Here is a 19,110-nt window from a genome sequence, read left to right on the forward strand (position 1 = left end):
GCGATCGAGCGGCCCCAGCCTTGCCGCCGTGACGAAAGGCGGCGCGGCGGTCGCTCAGCCCCGGCAGGCGACGAGCTTCGCCTCGAACATCTGCGCCAGTTCGAGCCGACGCTTACGCGCCTCCTCGGTCACCGCCGTCCGCGCCGCGACATGCTCCTGCATCGCACGCCGCGTATAATAGTGAAGGTTTGACTCCATGATAGCTGACCCGCCCTCGCGACCACATGTTCTGGATACCCCGGTGCTGCGCCTTTACCGGGCGAAGTCATAAGCTTTTGTGACAAAATGGCGCTGCGGCGCGGCAAAGCGCGAGATTAACGTGGGTAAAGGCGAAAATCGCGGGATTCCGCCGCCCACGCGGCCTCGTCCGGGGCCGTCAGCGCGTCGAGATCGCCCGGAGTCGCCGCCGAGTCGTCGATCCATTCGCGCAGCGCGGGACCGCCGTTGATGACGTCGATGGGGAGTTTGCCGAACGCATATTCGTAGGGGAAGTCGCGCCACAGCGGAAAGTTCGGGGCTAGCGCGCGGACCGCCTTGAAGGCGAGCGCCTGCACCCGCCACGGCCGGAACGCGGCATGATCGTAGAAGCGCCCCTCGGCATGGATATGCACGCCGTTGCAGAGTTCGCCGACATGTTTGTGGAAGGTCGGCTGGAACCAGATGTCGCGAAGCGCGCACCCGGCCAGCCATGCCGGGGCGAGCCGGTGCATCTCGGCGATCACCGCCTTGGCATTGAGGTCGGGCGCGCCGAACAGTTCGAGCGGACGGGTCGTGCCGCGCCCTTCGGAGAGCGTCGTGCCCTCGAGCATCACCGTGCCCGGATAGGCGCGCGCCATGTTGAGGTTGGGCGCGTTGGGGCTGGGATTGATCCACAACCGTTCGGTGGGCCAGCCGAACCCCGGCGCGGCCTCGGGCGCCCAGCCCTCCATTTCGACCACGCGATACTCGACATCGAGACCGAGCGTGCCGATGAACCATTGCCCGAGTTCGCCCATCGTCAACCCGTGGCGCATCGGCATCGCGCCCGCGCCCACGAAACTCTCCCAGCCGGGGCGCAGCGTCAGCCCTTCGATAGGTCGGCCCGCCGGGTTGGGACGATCGAGCACCCACACCGCCTTGCCATGCTCGGCGGCGGATTCCAGCACGTAGCGCAGCGTCGTAATGAAGGTGTAGATGCGCGTGCCGAGATCCTGGAGATCGACCAGCATCACGTCGAACGTGTCCATCGATGCGGTGGTGGGCCGGCGCACTTCGCCATAGAGGCTGAACACCGGCATGCCGTAGGTCGGATCGGTGAAATCGGGCGACTCGATCATATTGTCCTGCAGGTCGCCGCGTACCCCGTGCTGCGGGCCGAACACCGCCGTGACGTTGACCCCCGCCGCGATCAGCGCATCGAGGCTGTGCGTGAGATCCTCGGTGACCGACGCCGGATGCGCGAGCAGCGCGACGCGCTTGCCCTCCAGCGGCTTGCGCACGGCGGCGTCGGCGAGAAGGCGATCGATCCCGAAGTTCATGGCAGGCTTCCGTATCTGGTTTGTCGTGCGGCTTGAGCCGTGGCGGCAACGGCGGTCAAGCCGGGAGGGTCACGACGAACGTGTCGCGGTTGTGGAAATCGGGCGCTCCGGGCGCGTGCGCGAGCGCCCAGTAGGATTTGGCACCATCGCGTGCCTCGACGATCGCGGTGACGGCGAGCGCCCAATCAGGTTCGGCATAGGGCAGCTCGATCGCGATCCGGATGTCGGCGCGCCGGCTGTCGAAGCGCCAGTGCGCCTCAATGAGACGAACATCCCCGGCCTTACGCATGCCAACACGGTAGGTGTCGAACGCGTAGGCAGCCCATTTGCCAGAGGTGGCAAGGTTGAACTCGCGATAGTCGGCTGCGTCCGCCGGAGCGACAAACGCCTCGAAGCAACTATGCCGCCAAAGCTCGTCGGCGCGGCGCTCGTCCGCTTCCTTTGCGTCTAAAGCGCAGTCGATGCGATCGCCCGGCCAGAGCACGTCTTCGATCGCCCCGGACACTTCGAAGCGCACCACCAGACGATTGGCCTGACGTTCGATCGTGACCGTGATCGCGTCGATCGGGCCGTTCGGAAAATCAGGGTGCGCGACAAGCGCGTAGGTGTTCGCCATCCAGTTCCGTACCTCAGCCCGACCGCAACAGCGCGACGCCGGCATCGCGCTCGAACAGGTACAGCGCCAGCCGCGCCGCCGTGCCGCGCGCGCCGCTGAGGCCACCGTCGCGGTCGATCAGCAGCCGCGCGTCGTCGGCGGCGACGGGGAGCAGTTCGCTCAGCAATTCGGCCGTCGCCAGCCGGAACCCCTCCTCGCCCGATTGCCGCGTGCCGAGCAGTTCGCCGCTGCCGCGCAGCCGCAGATCCTCCTCGGCGATGCGGAAGCCGTCGTTGGTCTCGCGCATCAGCGCGAGCCGCGCGCGTGCCGTCTCGCCGAGCGCGCCGCTGCGCACCAGCAGGCAGTTCGATTTGCCGCTGCCGCGCCCGACCCGGCCGCGCAACTGGTGAAGCTGGGCGAGGCCGAAGCGATCGGCATGTTCGATCACGATCAGCGTCGCGTTGGGGACATCGACGCCGACCTCGATCACCGTCGTCGCGACCAGCACGCCGAGCGCGCCGCTCGAAAACGCCGCCATCACCGCGTCTTTCTCCGGCCCCTTCATGCGACCGTGGACCAGCCCGATCCGATCGCCGAATCGCGCCTTCAACGTCGCGGCGCGATCCTCGGCGGCGGCGAGATCGCTCTTCTCGCTCTCCTCGACCAACGGACACACCCAATAGGCCTGGCCGCCATTCGCGAGGTGTCGGCCGAGCGCCTCCACGACATCCGCCAGCCGGTCCTGCGAGATCACCGTGGTCTGGATCGGCTGTCGGCCCGGCGGCATCTCGTCGAGCCGGCTGACGTCCATCTCGCCATAGTTGGCGAGCGTCAGCGTGCGCGGGATCGGTGTCGCGGTCATCGCCAGCAGGTGCGGCGCGACGCCGGCCTTGGCTTGGAGCATCATCCGCTGCGCGACCCCGAAGCGGTGCTGCTCGTCGACCACCACCAGGCCGAGATCGCGGTAGGTCACCGCCTGCTGGAAGATCGCGTGGGTGCCGATCAGGATGTGGATCGATCCGTCCGCCAGCCCCATCAGCACGCTCTCGCGCACCCGCCCCTTGTCGCGCCCGGTCAGCACCGCGATCTCGACCGGCAGCCCGGCGAACAGCCTCCGCAGCGATTCGAGATGCTGGCGCGCGAGGATCTCGGTCGGCGCGAGCAGCGCCGCCTGCGCGCCCGCCTCGACCGCGACCAGCATCGCCAGCGCCGCGACCAGCGTCTTGCCCGCGCCGACATCGCCTTGCAGCAGCCGGAGCATCGGCTGCGCCTGCGCGAGATCGCCCTCGATTTCGGCGACGGTCCGCGCTTGCGCGCCGGTGAGGCTGTACGGCAGCGCGAGCATGTCACGCAGCCGGCCGTCACCGATCAGCGCCCTCCCCCGCCGGCTGCGCGACGATTGCCGCACCAGCATCAGCGCGAGCTGGTTGGCGAACAGTTCGTCATAGGCGAGCCGCGTGCGCGCGACTGTGTCGGAGGGATCGGCATGCACGCGTGCCAGCGCCTCTCGCCAGCCGGGCCACCCCTTCCGGGCGAGCAACCCAGGCTCGATCCACTCGGGCAGATCGGGCGCGCGCTCGATCGCCTGCGCGGCGAGTTGACCCATGCGGCGCGAGGTCAGCCCTTCCGACAGCGGATAGATCGCCTCACGCCCGCCCGGCTCGGCCTCGTCGAGCGGCAGGACGTAATCGGGATGGACGATCTGCAAATCCTGCCCGTACATGTCGAGCTTGCCCGACACGCGGCGCGGTTCGCCGATCGGCAGCAGCTTCTTCGCCCAGCCGGGGTGACCGCCGAAATAGAGGAGGCTGACATAATTGCCCGCCGCGTCGGTCGCCTGCACCCGCGTCGGGCCACGCCCGTTGCTGGAGCGAATCTCGCGCGGCGTGAGTGTGATGACGATCGTGCGTCCGGCATCCGCCATGTCGAGGTCTTCGCGCGCGATCCGGTCGATGAAGCCGGTGGGCAGGTGGAATGCCACATCCACCACGCGGGCGAGTCCGAGCCGATCGAGCGGCTTGGCCAAGGCCGGCCCCACGCCTTTCAAGGCGGTGACTTCGGCGAACAATGGATTGAGGATATCGGGACGCATGACTATCTGGATGTCAGATACCCGTTCGTCCTGAGCTTGTCGAAGGGCGCGTTTCGGAACGTGCTTCGACAGGCTCAGCACGAACGGTTTGGTCAAGCCTCGCTGGCGGCATCTTCTGTCGTCGGCCAATCGCCGTTGGAACGATATGGACCGCGACATCCGCCTCAAGCGCCTGCACTTCCGTGCCCACCACCGGGGCGTCAAGGAAGCCGACCTGCTGATCGGCGGCTTTTTCGATGCCCGCGCGGCCGACTGGAACGATGACGAGATCGCGCTGTTCGAGGATCTGCTGGAAGAACAGGACGTCGATATCATGGCCTGGGCGATCGGCACCGCGACGCCGCCGGCGCGCTACGCCGGGCCGATCATCGAGGCGATGCAGGTGCTCAACTACGTGCCGATCGCGAAATAATCTCCCTCTCCCCGCTCGCGGGGAGCGCCGGGTCGGATCGTCCCCCGGACGATCCTCGACCATGCGGGGCATGGTCGACCCGGCGCTGGTGGCCGAGCCGAAGGCGAGGTCGGGAGAGGGGCAGTTTGAAACGCCATCGCTCCGTACTGCCCCTCTCCCAACCCTCTCCCAGGAGGGGAGAGGGCTTAAAAAAGAAGAATGATGCCCGACCTGAAGACCATCCTCGCCGCCAAGACCCCGCTCACCCTCGCCGGCGTGCCCGCCGGGTTCGCGCCGTGGCTGCTCGCCGATCTGGCGCGCGCCGCGCCCTCGCGCGCGGTGTTCGTCGCGCCCGACGAAGCGGCGATGCGTGCGGTCGCCGCGACCGCGCCGATGTTCGCGCCCGATCTAGACCTGCTCGTGTTCCCGGCGTGGGACTGCCTGCCCTACGATCGCGCCTCGCCGACGCTGCGCGTGATGGCCGAGCGCATGGCGACGCTGCACCGGCTGCAGCAGCCCACCAAGGCGCCGCAACTGCTCGTCACCACCGCCAACGCGCTGGCGCAGCGCACCCTGACTCCGTTCCGCATCCGCCAACTCGTCGCCAAGCTCGCGCCCGGCGAGCGGATCGGGCGCGACCGGCTCGCGGCATTGCTTCAGGCGAACGGCTATGTTCGGGTCGAGACCGTCGCCGACTCGGGCGAGTTCGCGGTGCGCGGCGGGCTGGTCGATCTGTTCCCGAGCGGTGCCGATGCGGCGCTTCGGCTCGACTTTTTCGGCGACGAGATCGAATCGGTGCGCACGTTCGACCCCGCCGACCAGCGCACCACCGGGCGGATCGACGGTTTCACCCTCCTCCCCGCCTCGGAAACCTTGCTCGACGAGGAGAGCATCAAGCGCTTCCGCAGCCGCTACCGCGAGCGCTTCGGCGCGACCGCGACCGGCGATCCGCTGTACCAGGCGATCAGCGACGGGCGCCGGCTGGCCGGCATGGAGCATTGGCTGCCGCTGTTCGAGGACAAACTGGTCACCTTGTTCGATCACCTCGGCGGCGACGCGGTCATCGTCCGCGATTCCGGCGTGCAGGCGGCGGCCGAGCAGCGGTTCGAGGCGATCAACGATTATCACGCCAACCGAATCAAGGCGCTGACCACCGAGCCGGGCAGCTACCGCCCGCTGCCACCGAGCGCGCTGTACCTCACCGCCAAGGAGTTCGCCGAGGCGTTGCAAGCCGCGCCCGCGCACCTCGTCACGCCGTTCCACGAACCCGAGAGCGCGACCGTGCTCGACTTCCACGTCGATGGCCCGCGGGATTTCGCGCCCGAGCGCGCGGGCGGCGTGAATGTATATGAGGCGGTGGTCGAGCATATCGCCAAGCTGCGCAAACAGGGCAAGAAGCCGGTGCTCGCCAGCTATTCGGGCGGATCGCGCGAGCGGCTGGCGACCTTGCTCGCCGATCATGGCCTCAAGGCCTCGACTAAGGTCGCGACCTGGCAGGAGGCGCTGGGCAAGGCGGACAGTGGCGTATCGCTCATCGTCCTGCCGCTCGACCACGGTTTCACCACGCCCGATGTCGCCTTGCTCACCGAGCAGGACATGCTGGGCGACCGGCTGGTCCGGCGCGCCAAGCGCAAGAAATCGGCCGATGCGTTCCTCGCCGAACTGGCGATGCTCACGCCGGGCGATCTCGTCGTCCATGTCGATCACGGCATCGGCCGCTACGAGGGGCTGACCTCGATCCCGGTCGGCAAGAGCCCGCACGATTGCGTCGCGCTCTCCTATGCGGGCGGCGACAAACTGTTCGTGCCGGTCGAGAATATCGACGTGCTGTCGCGCTATGGTTCGGACAGTGAGGGCGCGAGCCTCGACAAGCTCGGCGGCGAAGCATGGCAGCGGCGCAAGAGCCGCATGAAGGAGCGCATCCGCGAGATCGCCGGCGAGTTGATCGCGACGGCTGCGGAACGCGCGCTTCGCCCCGCCGACGTGATCGAGGCCGAGAGCGGCTATGCCGAGTTCGTCGATCGCTTCCCCTACGAGGAAACCGACGATCAGGACCGCGCGATCGGCGACGTGCTCGAGGATCTCGCCAAGGGCACGCCGATGGACCGGCTCGTCGTCGGCGATGTTGGCTTCGGCAAGACCGAGGTCGCTTTGCGCGGTGCGTTCGCCGCGGCGATGGCGGGCAAGCAGGTCGCGGTGGTGTGCCCGACGACGCTGCTCGCGCGCCAGCATTTCAACAATTTCGCGAGCCGCTTCGAGGGGTTCCCGATCAAGGTCGGGCGGCTCTCGCGTCTCGTCACCGCCGCCGAGATGAAGGCGACCAAGGAGGGCTTGGCGGACGGCACCGTCGATGTCGTGGTCGGCACGCATGCGATTCTGGCGAAGGGGATCGACTTCAAGCGGCTCGGCCTCGTCATCGTCGATGAAGAGCAGCGCTTCGGCGTCACGCACAAGGAGCGGCTGAAGTCGCTCAAGACCGACGTCCACGTCCTCACGCTCACCGCCACCCCGATCCCGCGCACGCTGCAGATGGCGATGTCGGGTCTGCGGGAACTGTCGGTGATCCAGACGCCGCCGGTCGATCGGCTCGCGGTGCGCACTTATGTCATGCCCTGGGACCCGGTGGTGCTGCGTGAGGCGTTGCTGCGCGAACATTATCGTGGCGGGCAGAGCTTCTTCGTCACCCCCCGCATCGCCGATCTGCCCGAGATCGAGGAGTTCCTGCGCGAGAGCGTGCCCGAGATCCGCTACGTGGTCGCGCACGGCCAGATGGCGCCGAGCGAAGTCGAGGAGCGCATGTCGGCGTTCTACGACAAGAAGTTCGAGGTGCTCGTCTCCACCACCATCGTCGAGAGCGGGCTCGACATTCCGAGCGCCAACACGATCATCCTGCACCGCGCCGACCGGTTCGGGCTCGCGCAGCTTTACCAGCTTCGCGGGCGAGTCGGCCGATCGAAGACCCGCGCCTACGCCTATCTGACCACGCCGGCCGACCGGATCATGACCGAGACGGCGGAGAAGCGCCTCAAGGTGCTGTCCGATCTCGACAGCCTCGGCGCGGGTTTCCAGCTTGCGAGCCACGATCTGGACATTCGCGGTGCCGGCAACCTGCTCGGCGACGAGCAATCGGGGCATATCAAGGAGGTCGGCTACGAACTCTATCAGTCGATGCTCGAAGAGGCGATCATGGAGGCCAAGGCCGGCGGCGAGCGCCTGCGCCCGAAGGACTTCTCGCCGCAGATCACCGTCGATGCGCCGATCCTCATCCCCGAGGAGTATGTTCCCGATCTCGACCTGCGCATGGGGCTGTATCGCCGCCTCAACGATCTCGAGGATACCGGCGAGGTCGAGGCGTTCGCGGCCGAACTGATCGACCGGTTCGGGCCGCTGCCCGATGCGACCGACAATCTCATCCGCATCATCGAGATCAAGCTGCATGCCAAGAAGGCGTGCGTCGCCAAGATCGACGTCGGTCCGCGCGGCGCACTGGTCGCGTTCCACAACGACACGCCGCCCAACATCGACGGGCTGCTCGCATGGCTCAAGCGCGTCGGCGACGTCGCCAAGCTGCGGCCCGACAGCAAGCTGGTGGTGACACGCGTCTGGAGCGATCCCAAGGCACGACTCCACGGCGCGCTGCAACTGGCGAAGGGCTTGGCGAAGGCGGCGGGGTGATCGCCCCGCTTCTATCCGAACGGATGCCGTGCGCGGGCAGCGACATGGTTCGCGCAGAGGACGCAGAGACGCGCGCCACGCGGCGCAGCCGCTCCCATTTCAAGGCGATCGAGCGAGCGGGCGTCCACAAGCGCCCCCTCTTCGCGCCTCCGCGCCTCCGCGCCTCCGCGCCTCCGCGTGAATTTTCAGCGCCGCAGCGGCGCGGCTGCCGACGATCCAGAACGTAAGCGGGGCCAAATACAAAAGATAATTTTATGCACGCGGAGGCGCAAAGGCGCGAAGAGGGTGCGCGGGGCGCGTGCGGGAGGCATCTCCAACGGCTCGCTCGCGGAAGCAGAGAGGTAAGGGCCTGCGGCGCAGCGCCTTCGCGCCGCTGCGCGCGTGCTACTCGGCCGCGTCGCTTAGCTCTGGTGCGGGCAACGCCGGCGCCGCGTCGCCGTAGCGCGCGAGCGCCTCCACCGGCGGGGCTTCTTCGATTTCCTTCGCGCCGGTATCGATATTGAGATCGCGGAACTTGCGCGCCGTCACCAGCGCGCGGCTCTCGAAGCTGCTAACGAAGGTGTTGTAATTGTTCACCGCAGAGGTCAGCCCGCCGCCGACCTTGCGCAGGTCGCCCGCCGCCTTGGCGAGCCGCTCGTAGAGTTCCTTGCCGAGCGCGCCGATCTCCTGCGCCTGTTTCGCCATCTTCTCCTGACGCCACACCGCATCCACCGTGCGCGCGATCGCGATCAGGTTGGTCGGCGTCGCGAGCAGCACGCGCTTTTCGAACGCAAAATCCCACAAGGTCGGATCATGTTCGAGCGCGGCAGACAGGAAATGCTCGCCCGGCACGAACATGATGACGTAATCGGGCGCGTCGGCGAACTGGTTCCAATAGGCCTTGTTGCCGAGCCCGTTGACATGCGCGCGCATCGACGCGGCGTGCGCGGCGAGCCCGGTCTTCCGCTCGGCCTCATCAACCGCGCCAAACGCGTCCTGATAGGCGTTGAGCGAGACCTTGGCGTCGATCACCAGGCTGCGCCCGCCCGGCACCTTGACGATCGCGTCGGGGCGAAGCCGCCCGCCTTCGTCGCCGCCGGCGATGCTCACCTCGGTCTGAAAATCGGTGTGCTCGGACAGCCCGCACGTCTCGAGCACGTTCTTCAACTGCTGCTCGCCCCAGCGACCACGCGACTTGGGCGCGTTGCGCAGCGAATTGACCAGCTTCGCCGCCTCGGCGGAGACCTTCTCCTGCCCGACGCGCAGCCCCTCGAGCTGCCCCTTCAACTGCTCGAACGCGCTCACGCGTTCCGCTTCGATCTTACCTACGGTCTCCTCGTAGCGGAGCAGCCGGTCGCTGACCGGCTGGAGCATCGACTTGAGGTTCTGCCCCGCCGTCTCCTCCGATTGGCGGAACCGCTCGTCGGCGCGCTTGAGGAAGTTTTCCTGCGCTTCGGTGAGCAATCGGTTCGACACTTCGGCGAACTGTGTCGCGAGCAGATCCTTGGCGTGGAGCAGTCCGGCGATCCGCGCCTCATAGGTTTCGGTGCTGGTCTGCTCGCGCGCCTGGAACGCCTCGCGCAACGCGCGTTCGCGCGCCTCGTGCGCGTCTTGCGCCATCTTGAGCCGCGTCTCTTCCTCCGCGAGCCGCTCGGCGAGGCGGTGCTCAAACGACGCGGCATGCGTCTTGAGCGCGGTGTTCTCCAGCCGCGCCTTGTCACGATCCTCGCGCATCTCGGACAGTTCGGCGCGGACTTCGGCCAGTTCCTCGCGTAGGCCGAACGCCGCGCGCGCACGCTCCTCGGCGCTGGCGAGATCGACGATCGCGCGCTTGAAATCGGCCTCGCGCGCGTCGCGTTCGGCCGTGACCGCCGCGACTCCGCGCTGACCGAGCAACCAGCCGAGCGCGACGCCGCATAGCATCGCAACGATGACGATAATCGCGAAAAACAGATCCACGCCGGCTCCCCAAGAACGAAGCGCGAACCTATCGACTCACGCTCGCGCCTTCAAGCGCGCCTGCGACGAACCGCACGTCGCCCCGGCGCAGGCCGGGCCCGCTGTGTGATTTGGTGAGCCGAGTGGATACGATGCAGCGCCCCGACCTGCGCCGGGGCGACGAGTCACGCCGCCTTGCGCGCCTTCGCCAGCTTCTTGAGAATCATCTCGCGCTTCAGCCGCGAGACGTGATCGATGAAGACGATGCCGGCGAGGTGATCCATCTCGTGCTGGACACAGGTCGACATCAGCCCGTCGAACTCTTCCTCCTGCGTGGCGCCGTCGAGATCGAGCCACTTGACGCGGCAGCGCGCCGGGCGCTCGACATCGGCGTAATTCTCGGGGATCGACAGACACCCCTCGGCATAGGTGGCGAGGTCTTCGCTCTGCCACAGGATCTCGGGGTTGATGAACACGCGCGGCTGTCGGCCAGGACGCGGTTCGCCGCCCTCTTCCAGCGGCGGCTCGTCTTCCTGCAGGTCGATCACCACGATCGCCTGTTCGATCCCGACCTGAATCGAGGCGAGACCAATGCCGCGCGCGTCGTACATCGTGTCGAACATGTCGGACACGATCTTGCGCACGCCGTCGTCGATCGTCTCGACCGGCTTCGCGACCTTCTTCAGCCGGGGGTCCGGAACTTCGAGGATTTCCATGATGGCCATCCCCGCGAGCTAGGAAGCGCACCGGCGTTCGTCAAGCGTGGCGAGCGCGGATCAGGCGCCGAACAGCCGCGCCATGCTGCGTTCGAGCATCACCAACTGCCACAAAGTACGGCTATGATCGGCGCGGCCCGCGCGATGGTCGGCGGCGATCGTCTCGATCACGTGCGGATCGAACCAGCCGCTGCCGATCAGCGTGCGCGAGCGCGCCAGTGCCGCCGCCTCATCGGCAAGGCGCCCCCGGAACCACGCGCCGACCGGCGTCACGAACCCCATCTTCGGGCGGTAGAGGATATCCTTGGGCAGATACCGCTCCATCGCCTTCTTCATCAGCCATTTGCCCTGTCCGTGGCGGAGCCGCAGGTCGTCGGGCAGAGTCGCGGCGAACTCGACGAGTGTGTAGTCGAGCAACGGTTCGCGCGCTTCGAGGCTTACCGCCATGCTGGTGCGGTCGGCCTTGGTGAGGATGTCGCCCGGCAGCCAGTGCTGGAAATCGGCATATTGCGCGCGGTCGAGCGCGTCGCGCGCGGGTGCGTCGCGCATCGCGCGAACATAGCGATCCTCGGCGCGGTGCCCGCCGAGCGCGGTGCGCGCCGCATCGGTGAGCAGCGCCGCGCGCAAGGCGGGCGTCGTCACCCCGACCGATCTCGCATAGCCCTCGGCGCCATCCTCGGCGAGCGCGAGCAACGTCGTCTTGGCGCGGAACCGGCGCGGCGCCCAATCGGCCTTGGGGTAGTGGCGCCCAAGCGTGCCGAACACGCGTTCACGCAGCGATGCCGGAAGCAATGCGCGCACCCGCTCCTCCGCCGCCTGAAATTTGTAGCGGCGATAGCCCGCGAACGCCTCGTCCGCGCCGTCGCCCGAGAGCGCGACCGTCACGCTCTCACGCGCGAGCTCGCACACCCGGTATGTGGCGAGCGCGGACGCGTCCGCGAAGGGTTCGTCGAACGCCGCGACCAGCGTGTCGATCAGCGCGTAATCGTCCGCCGAGACGATCCGCTCGCGATGCTCGGTCGCGAAGCGTTTGGCGATCACATCGGCGTAACTGCGCTCATCGACGCCCGCCACGTCGAAGCCGATCGTGCAGGTCTTGACCGCACGCGGCGACGCCTCCGCCATCAGCGCGACCACCGCCGAACTGTCCACCCCGCCCGACAGGAACGCGCCGAGCGGCACGTCGGCGACCATCCGCAGCGTGACGGCGGCGCGCATCCGCTCGACCAGTTCCTCCGCCAGCGCCTTGCGGCTGCCGGTGGCGCGGCGCGAGAAGTCGATGCCCCACCAGCGCGACGGCGCTGGCACCGGCTTGCCGCGTTCGAGCAACAGCCAGTGCCCGGCGGGAAGCTTCTTCACCCCCGCGACGAGGCAGGTGTCGTCGGGCACATAGCCGAACGCGAGATAATCCTCGATCGCGGTGATCTGCGGCGTGCGGCGTAGCAGCGGATGCGCGAGCAGCCCCTTCAGCTCGGAGGCGAACGCCACCGCGCCATCAGGCAGTTCGGCGTAATGGAGTGGCTTCACCCCCATCCGATCGCGCGCGAGGAACAGGCTCTGCCGCGCCGCGTCGTGGATCGCGAAGGCAAACATGCCGTTGAGCCGATCGAGCAGCGCCGGCCCCCATGCCGCCCAGCCGTGGAGCAGCACTTCGGTATCGCCCGACGTGATGAAACGCGCGCCCTTGGCCTGTAATTCGGCGCGCAGCTCGGCGAAATTGTAGATCTCGCCGTTGTAGGTAACGGTCAGCGATCCATCGGCGCTGCGCATCGGCTGCGGACTGCCGGCGATATCGATGATCGATAGCCGGCGATGCCCGAGCCCGACGCCGGGCGCAGTCCACACGGCGCCGCCATCGGGGCCGCGATGCGCCTGCACGTCGGTCATCGCGCGCACCCGCGCCGGATCGACCGGCTTGGGCATGGCGGGATAGAAGATACCGGCGATCCCGCACATCTAGCGGGGCATCCCGGCGGCCCGGTCGGCGAGCACGTCGATCGGCCCGAGCGCGGCGAGGAAGCGTGCCATCGCCGCGCGCGGGTCGCGGCCCGGCAGCACCTCGGCCGAGACATGCACCGCCACCGCCCGCTGCGGGCCGCCGAGCAGCTTGGCTTGCAGCGTCGCGAGCTTCTGGCGCGCGCCGCTGTGGGTCACGATGTCGCCAACGCGATACCAGGTCGCGATCAGCCGCTCGACCGGGCCGGGCGCGGTGACGTGAATCACCGATCCGCCGGCGAGATCGGGCAGATCCTCGATCCGCACCCACACGTCATCCTCGCGCAAAGCGCCGACCCCGAACGAGACGATCTCCTTGCCCTCGTGCTGCGATCCATAGACGGCGATGACGAGATCGACCGGATCGCCGCTGGCGTCGGCATAGCGGCCGATCAGATAATGGTCCGCGCCGGGATAATTGGGCGCCCACGGCGCGCGTGTGCTCATCGGAACGCGGTGCCAGCCCGGTACGTCGGGGAGCGCGATGCGATCGGGCAAGGCTTGCGCTCGGTTGGCTATAGCCGCGCTCCACGCCGGGAACACCGCGACCGTCACCAGCACCAAAGCCGCAGCGAGCAACGTGTCGAGCCGAAAGCGCGGCACGTGCTGGAGCTTCGCAGCGTCGAACACCGGCGCGTCGGGCGCGCGATCGAACCAGCGCCAGCCGATCGCGATCACCGCCGCCATCACCAGCCCGAAGAAGATCCAGCCGTAGAGGATATGGTCGAACCCGGTCGCCGCCTCGACCGAGGTGAGGTACGCCGCGTAGATCGTCGCGAACGCGCGGATGCCGTTGGCGATCACCGGCACGACCAGCGCCAACCCCATGAACGCAACGCGCCGGCCCCAGGACACGAAGCACACATTGGCGACGAGCGTGCCATATGCGATCATCGCGATCACGAACTTCGCGCCCGAACACGCCTCGGCGACCTCGAAATAGCCGTTGGGAATGGTGATGAGCACGCCATCGACCTGCGCGGGCACGCCGAACAGGTGGAGCATCGGCATCGTCAGCGCGACGGTGACGGTCTGGAGCGGCCCTTCCATCCCCTTTCCGAACGGCACGAGGAAGACGGCGTAGCACAAAGGAAACAGCAGCCCGCGCGCGACATTGGGCCCGAGCAGCGTGACGACCGCGCCTTGCAGCATCATCACCAGCCCGAGTTGCCGCGCCAGCGCGACCCCGCCGGCATCCCCGAGCAGCCAGCCCAGCCCGCCGCACGCGACGATCGCCAACCCCGGCGCCCAGCCGACCGGGGTCAGCTTGGCGAGATCGGCGCGACGAGTCCAGACGAGCCAGGCGAGCACCGGGCCGATGAACAGGCAGTGGCCGAAGGTCGTGCTCGTCCACCACAGATGCGCGAGCGTCGTGACATCGGTCCAGAAGGCGGCAACGATCAGCGCCGCGACGGCGATAAGCGCGGCGAGATGCCGACGCCACACCGCCTGCGCGGGCGTGACGGGCGCGAACGCTGCTGACGGAAGCGCGCGGATCATGCCGCCGCCCGCTCCAGAGCTTCGCCCGCAAGGATCGCGTCGAGCTGTGCGAGGCACGCCGCCCAGCTATAGCGGCGCCGCACCTGCGCGCGTGCCTCCGCGCCAAGCAAAGCGGCGGCAGCGCGATCGGCAAGCACCGCGCTGACGTGCTCCGCGATCGCGTCGGCGGTGCCGCCGACGCGGATCGTACCGGCATGATCGATCCCCTCGGCGGCGGGGGCGGAGGCGACCACCGGGCGCGCCATCGCCATCGCCTCCAGCACCTTGTTCTGGATGCCGCGCGCCAGCTTGAGCGGCGCGACCACCGCGGCGGCGGCGGCGAGCCAGCCGCGCACGTCCGCCACCTCGCCGGTCACGATCACGCCGGGCCGGCTGGCGAGCGCCCGCACCGCTTCGGTCGGCGCGCGGCCGACGATCGCGAAACGCGCCTGTGGGTGTTCGGCCTGGATCATCGGCAGACTGTCGTTCGCGAACCACGTCACCGCCTCGATATTGGGGCGGTAATCCATCTGCCCGGTGAAGACGATCAGATCGCCGTCGACCGCGGCCGGGTCGAAGGTCGCCGCGGGATCGAAGGCGTCGGTGTCGATGCCATTGTCGATGGCACGCACGCGCTGGGCACCGGTTTTCGCGCGGAATATTTGGGCTTCGGCGGCGCTGACGAACAGGCTGGCGTCGGCGCGGCCAGCGACGTCCCGCTCGAACGCCTGCAACAGTTTCGCCTCGCGCGCCATCATCCGGCGCGACGGCCCCCGCGCAGCCTCGGCATAATCGGCGAACTTGGCCGAATCCATATCGACGAAGTCCATCAGCACGCGGTGTCGAGTCCCGGCGGGCAGATATTGCGCCATCTGCCCGGAGAAGACGTAGATCGTGTCGATCGGATGGCGCGCGAGCAGATCGTTGACCCGGGCGCGAAGCGCCGCATCGTCGAACGCGGTCAGCGATACCGGCCGCCCTCGCGCCAGCGCCTCGGCGGCGGCGCGCCAGCGCGGCTTGCCGCGCCATAGCACCGCGCGTTCCCCGGTCAGCCATGGCAGACTTCCCGGCCGATCCAGGTCGCGCGGATCGTCCGCGAACGCGACCAGATGGGTGCGCGTGCGCTGCGACAGATGCTTGAGGATGTGGAACCCGCGGATCTTGTCGCCACGATCGGGCGGATCGGGGACGCGGTGCGCCAGAAACAGGATGTCGCCCATCGCCTAGCCAAGCCCTCTGGAGACGAGCGGACCGACCACGTTCGCGATCCCCAGAGGCAGTTTCTTCCACACCGCAACCTGCAGCCGGTATTTGGGGCTGAGCGGGTTGATCTCGCGCGGGATGTCGCCGGGTTTCACGCGTTTGGCATAGCGCAGCGGCACCCCTTCGAAACCCCAATTCTTCTTGAACGCCGCCGGCCCGGTGCCGACCTTCGACCGCCCGAAATCGAACCGCGTGCAGCCGCGCGCGCGGGCATGGCTCATCAGCGCGAAATACATGCGGTCGTTCGCGCGCAGCGCCCGCGCCGCGACGGTGCCGCCGCCCCAATACGGATAGACGGTGCCGGCATGATACAGGCTGAGCACGCTCGCGACCGGCTTGCCGCCCGAGCGGACCGTCAGGATGTCGGCATCGTCTCCGAAGGCTTCGAGCACGCTGCGGAACAGCTTGGCCGGGAACACCGGCGTGCCGAGATTGCGCACCGACTCCGCATAGACGGCATAATGCGCCCGCCGGTCCTCCACTCCGCGCCCGACCGTCACGTCGAGATCGAGTGCGAGCGCCTTGCGCACCTCGGCGCGCTGCTTGCGCGGGATGGCGGTGAGTTCGGCCTCGTCCGACGCGGCGAGCGCACGCGTGAAGCCGAGATAGGCGCCCTCCTCCGCGGTCCAGTCGCCCTCGGGCAGAGCGCCGCCGCGCAGCTCAAGACTCGGGCAGCCCAGCGTGAGCGCCAGCGCCCAGCCCGCTTCGGCGAGCCGTCCCGCCGCCGCCTCGCTCTCGGCGAGAATGCCGCCGCCAACCGCGAAGCCGTTCGAGACGAGCGCACGACCGAACAATCGCGACCGGATTTCGGTCATCGGCAGCACGCCTTCGATCGTCCCGTCACCGCGCTCGGCGATCAGCGTGTGGCTGCGCTGGCCGCATCCGCGCGCGACGGCAAGGCTCCACGCGGGCAGATGGAACGGCGTTCCCTGCGGGTGCGCGCGCACGAAAGCGGCGATCCGCGCGGCATCGGCGGCATCGGCCAGATCGGCGGGGCGCAGGCCGACCAGCGGCCACAGCAAAGGCGCGTTCACGCGGTCACGTTCCTCAGCCCGGCGACGACAGCGTCCATCCGATCCCACGGGTGACGGCGGATCAGCCCGCGCAGCTTGCCCGCCATCGCGCCCAAACGGCTGTAATGGCGCAGCCGCGACCGGATCGGCGCGGCGGCGATGCGTGGCTGGTCGGGGTCGATCTCCCAGGGGTGGAAGTAGAACACGGCAGGCTGGCCCTCGGCGGAAACCTGCCGCACCGCATGGCTGGTCAGCGCCGCCGGGAACAGCCGGAAGAAGCCGCCGCCGGTCGCGATGCGGCGCTTTCCGAATGTGGCGACGGTCACCGGCACCTCGATCAGCGGGGAGCCCGCGACCGGATGGAAGGCGTAGCGCGGCGCCTCGGGCCAGCCATAATGATCGTGCCTGAGCGGCGCGACGCTCGACGAATAGGCATAGCCCGCGTCGGCGAGGATCGGGTGCGCCCAGGGGGTGCGCGCGTCGATCGAGAAGCTCGGCGCGCGGTAGCCGGTGATCGCAAGCCCGCCGGCATCTTCCAGCGCCTTGCGCGCCCGGTCGATATCGGCGCGGAACACCTCCGGCCGCATCGTGAAGACGCGCTGGTGCGCCCAGCCGTGGCTCGCCAGTTCGTGCCCGGCCGCGACGATCCGGCGGATCAGCGCGGGATGCCGGGCGGCCACCCAGCCGAGCGTGAAGAACGTCGCCTTCACCCCACTTTCCGCGAACAGCGCCAGCACCGCATCAGTATTATATTCGACGCGCGATTCGCGCGAATCCCAGTCCGCCTTGTCGATCACGCGTTCGAACGCGCCGACCTGAAACCATTCCTCGACGTCGACCGACAGCGCGTGGCGCATCACCCGACTCAGCGCAGATCGCGGCGCAGCGCCGCCGAGTCGTGCGATCCATCGCCTTCCACCCAGTCGACCAGCAACGTCAGCACGCGGCGCAACGCGGCGTCCTGCTCCTCGACACGCGCCTCCAGCGAGGCGATGCGCGCGCGGCTGGCGGGGTCTCCCGTCGCGGCGACGGCGACGGTTTCGTCGATACGGGCCTCCAGCGCATCCAGCCGCGCCGCGATCGCGGGGTCGGGATCGGCGGATCGCGCGGCGAGTTGTTCCATCGCGGCTTCAAGCGATTCGAGGTGATCCGCGACCGCCGGGTCGCTCTGCGGCACGCGGGCGGCGAGATCGTCGATCCGCGCTTCGAGCGCCCCGATCCGCTCGCTGCTCGCCGCGTCGATCGCGGCGAGCGCATCGCGAACCGTCTGATCGACGTCCGACACGGCGTCCGCGATCTGATCGGTGCGTCCCTCCACCGAGGCGAGCCGCTCGCCCAACGCGATATCGAGCTTCGGCGCGTTCTCGACCCGAGCCTCGAGCGAGGTCAGCCGCGCGAGAATGCCGCGATCGACGCGCGACCCGGCGGAAACATTCTCCAGCCGCGATTCGATCGAGGCGATCGCCTGCATCAGCGACTGATCGGGCGCGGCGGGTTCCTCGACACGCGATTCGAGCGAGGCGATGCGCGCGAGGAGGGCGGTGTCGGGCAAGCCATCCTCGATCGGCAGGTGCCGGATCGGGCGCGGCGGCATGGTCGACTCGCTCGGCTTGACGATCGGCAGCGGCTCGGGCCGCTCGGGCACATCGTTCGCGATGTCGGCGAGGACCGTGTTGACCACCGCCGCGTCGATCGTGTCGGTCTGCTCGATCGCGCCGGCGAGCAACACGCGCCCGGCAAGCTGGTTGAGCCGGCGCGGCACGCCGTTCGAACCGTCGTAGAGCGCGGCGAACGCATCGTCGGTGAACTGCGGGCGGCCGCTCCAGCCGACCACGCCGAGCCGGTGCTTCATGTACGGCGCGACTTCCTCGCGCTCCATCGGTTCGAGGTGATGCGTCGCGATCACGCGCTGGCGGAGCTGTTCGAGCCGGTCCGACCCGTGCAGCCGGTCGCGGAACTCTGGCTGGCCGAGCAGGAAGATTTGGAGCAGCGCGTGGCCACCGGCCTGGAAGTTGGAGAGCATCCGCAATTCTTCGAGCGCGGAGACCGGCAGCGCCTGCGCCTCATCGACGATCAGCAGCGTGCGCCGGCCACTGCGCGCGGTCGTGTGCAGCGCGCGTTCGATCGCGGTCAGCAGTTGCGCCTTGGTCATGCCATCGGTGCGGAGATCGAGGCCGTTGCCGACCATGCGCAGCAGATCATCGGCCTCGATCTGGGTCGAGACGATCCTGAGCGCGTGCAGCCGGTCCCGGTCGATCGTCGCCATCAGATGCCCGACGAGCGTCGTCTTGCCCGCGCCGACGTCGCCGGTGATGACGATGAAGCCCTCGCCCTGGCTCAGGCCATAGCCGAGATACGCCATCGCCTTGCGATGCGTGGCGGTATCGAACCAGAAACGCGGATCTGGCGTGAGCTGGAACGGCCGCCCGTTCAATCCATAATGGTCGTCGTACATAG

At 68.4% G+C, this 19,110-nt stretch carries 14 protein-coding genes; 2 read left to right on the top strand and 12 right to left on the bottom strand.

The window, feature by feature from the left end; translation table 11 throughout:
* Positions 1–54: 54 nt before the first annotated feature.
* The 4 genes from BLS81_RS20780 to recG form a co-directional block, all read right to left on the bottom strand.
* Positions 55–198, bottom strand: a complete 144-nt coding sequence (locus tag BLS81_RS20780; RefSeq protein WP_165388231.1) for a hypothetical protein — start codon at positions 196–198, stop codon at positions 55–57.
* A gap of 116 nt (positions 199–314) precedes the next feature.
* On the bottom strand, positions 315–1,517 hold the full coding sequence (locus BLS81_RS11420; RefSeq protein ID WP_093223970.1) for an exo-beta-N-acetylmuramidase NamZ family protein: 1,203 nt from the start codon (positions 1,515–1,517) through the stop codon (positions 315–317).
* Positions 1,518–1,572: 55 nt separating this feature from the next.
* On the bottom strand, positions 1,573–2,178 hold the full coding sequence (locus BLS81_RS11425; protein WP_143023354.1) for a DOMON-like domain-containing protein: 606 nt from the start codon (positions 2,176–2,178) through the stop codon (positions 1,573–1,575).
* A complete protein-coding gene (gene recG / locus BLS81_RS11430) occupies positions 2,147–4,204 on the bottom strand; it encodes an ATP-dependent DNA helicase RecG (protein WP_093223974.1) in 2,058 nt (685 codons plus the stop codon). The genes BLS81_RS11425 and recG overlap by 32 nt, the downstream gene beginning before the upstream one ends.
* A gap of 145 nt (positions 4,205–4,349) precedes the next feature.
* Between recG and BLS81_RS11435 the strand changes: the two genes are divergently transcribed.
* The gene (locus tag BLS81_RS11435) at positions 4,350–4,616 is read left to right on the top strand and encodes an FAD assembly factor SdhE (RefSeq protein WP_093223975.1); all 267 of its coding nucleotides are present in this window, start codon (positions 4,350–4,352) and stop codon (positions 4,614–4,616) included.
* Positions 4,617–4,817: 201 nt separating this feature from the next.
* A complete protein-coding gene (mfd, locus tag BLS81_RS11440) occupies positions 4,818–8,270 on the top strand; it encodes a transcription-repair coupling factor (RefSeq protein ID WP_093223977.1) in 3,453 nt (1,150 codons plus the stop codon).
* 384 nt (positions 8,271–8,654) lie between these two features.
* On the opposite strand, the gene rmuC is transcribed toward mfd, so the two are convergent.
* From rmuC to BLS81_RS11480, 8 genes are all read right to left on the bottom strand, one after another.
* A complete protein-coding gene (gene rmuC / locus BLS81_RS11445; protein ID WP_093224258.1) occupies positions 8,655–10,172 on the bottom strand; it encodes a DNA recombination protein RmuC in 1,518 nt (505 codons plus the stop codon).
* A 200-nt stretch (positions 10,173–10,372) separates the two neighbouring features.
* Positions 10,373–10,912 (bottom strand): peptide deformylase, encoded by a 540-nt coding sequence (gene def / locus BLS81_RS11450; RefSeq protein WP_093223979.1) that lies wholly within the window; start codon positions 10,910–10,912, stop codon positions 10,373–10,375.
* A 51-nt stretch (positions 10,913–10,963) separates the two neighbouring features.
* Positions 10,964–12,859 carry an XrtA/PEP-CTERM system amidotransferase gene (locus tag BLS81_RS11455; RefSeq protein WP_093223981.1) on the bottom strand — a complete coding sequence of 632 codons (1,896 nt, stop codon included), beginning with the start codon at positions 12,857–12,859 and terminating at the stop codon, positions 10,964–10,966.
* Positions 12,860–14,398 (bottom strand): exosortase A, encoded by a 1,539-nt coding sequence (gene xrtA / locus BLS81_RS11460; RefSeq protein WP_093223983.1) that lies wholly within the window; start codon positions 14,396–14,398, stop codon positions 12,860–12,862. It abuts the gene before it with no gap.
* A complete protein-coding gene (locus tag BLS81_RS11465) occupies positions 14,395–15,597 on the bottom strand; it encodes a TIGR03087 family PEP-CTERM/XrtA system glycosyltransferase (protein WP_093223985.1) in 1,203 nt (400 codons plus the stop codon). Before BLS81_RS11465 ends, xrtA begins: the two co-directional genes overlap by 4 nt.
* A 3-nt stretch (positions 15,598–15,600) precedes the next feature.
* Positions 15,601–16,674 (bottom strand): FemAB family XrtA/PEP-CTERM system-associated protein, encoded by a 1,074-nt coding sequence (locus tag BLS81_RS11470; RefSeq protein ID WP_093223987.1) that lies wholly within the window; start codon positions 16,672–16,674, stop codon positions 15,601–15,603.
* Positions 16,671–17,510, bottom strand: coding sequence for an XrtA system polysaccharide deacetylase (locus BLS81_RS11475; RefSeq protein ID WP_093223989.1), 840 nt, complete (start codon positions 17,508–17,510; stop codon positions 16,671–16,673). Before BLS81_RS11475 ends, BLS81_RS11470 begins: the two co-directional genes overlap by 4 nt.
* Positions 17,511–17,518: 8 nt before the next feature.
* Positions 17,519–19,108, bottom strand: a complete 1,590-nt coding sequence (locus tag BLS81_RS11480) for an XrtA/PEP-CTERM system-associated ATPase (protein WP_093223991.1) — start codon at positions 19,106–19,108, stop codon at positions 17,519–17,521.
* Positions 19,109–19,110: the final 2 nt, after the last annotated feature.

This window comes from Sphingomonas sp. NFR15 (assembly GCF_900103265.1).
Lineage (GTDB): Bacteria > Pseudomonadota > Alphaproteobacteria > Sphingomonadales > Sphingomonadaceae > Sphingomonas > Sphingomonas pollutisoli.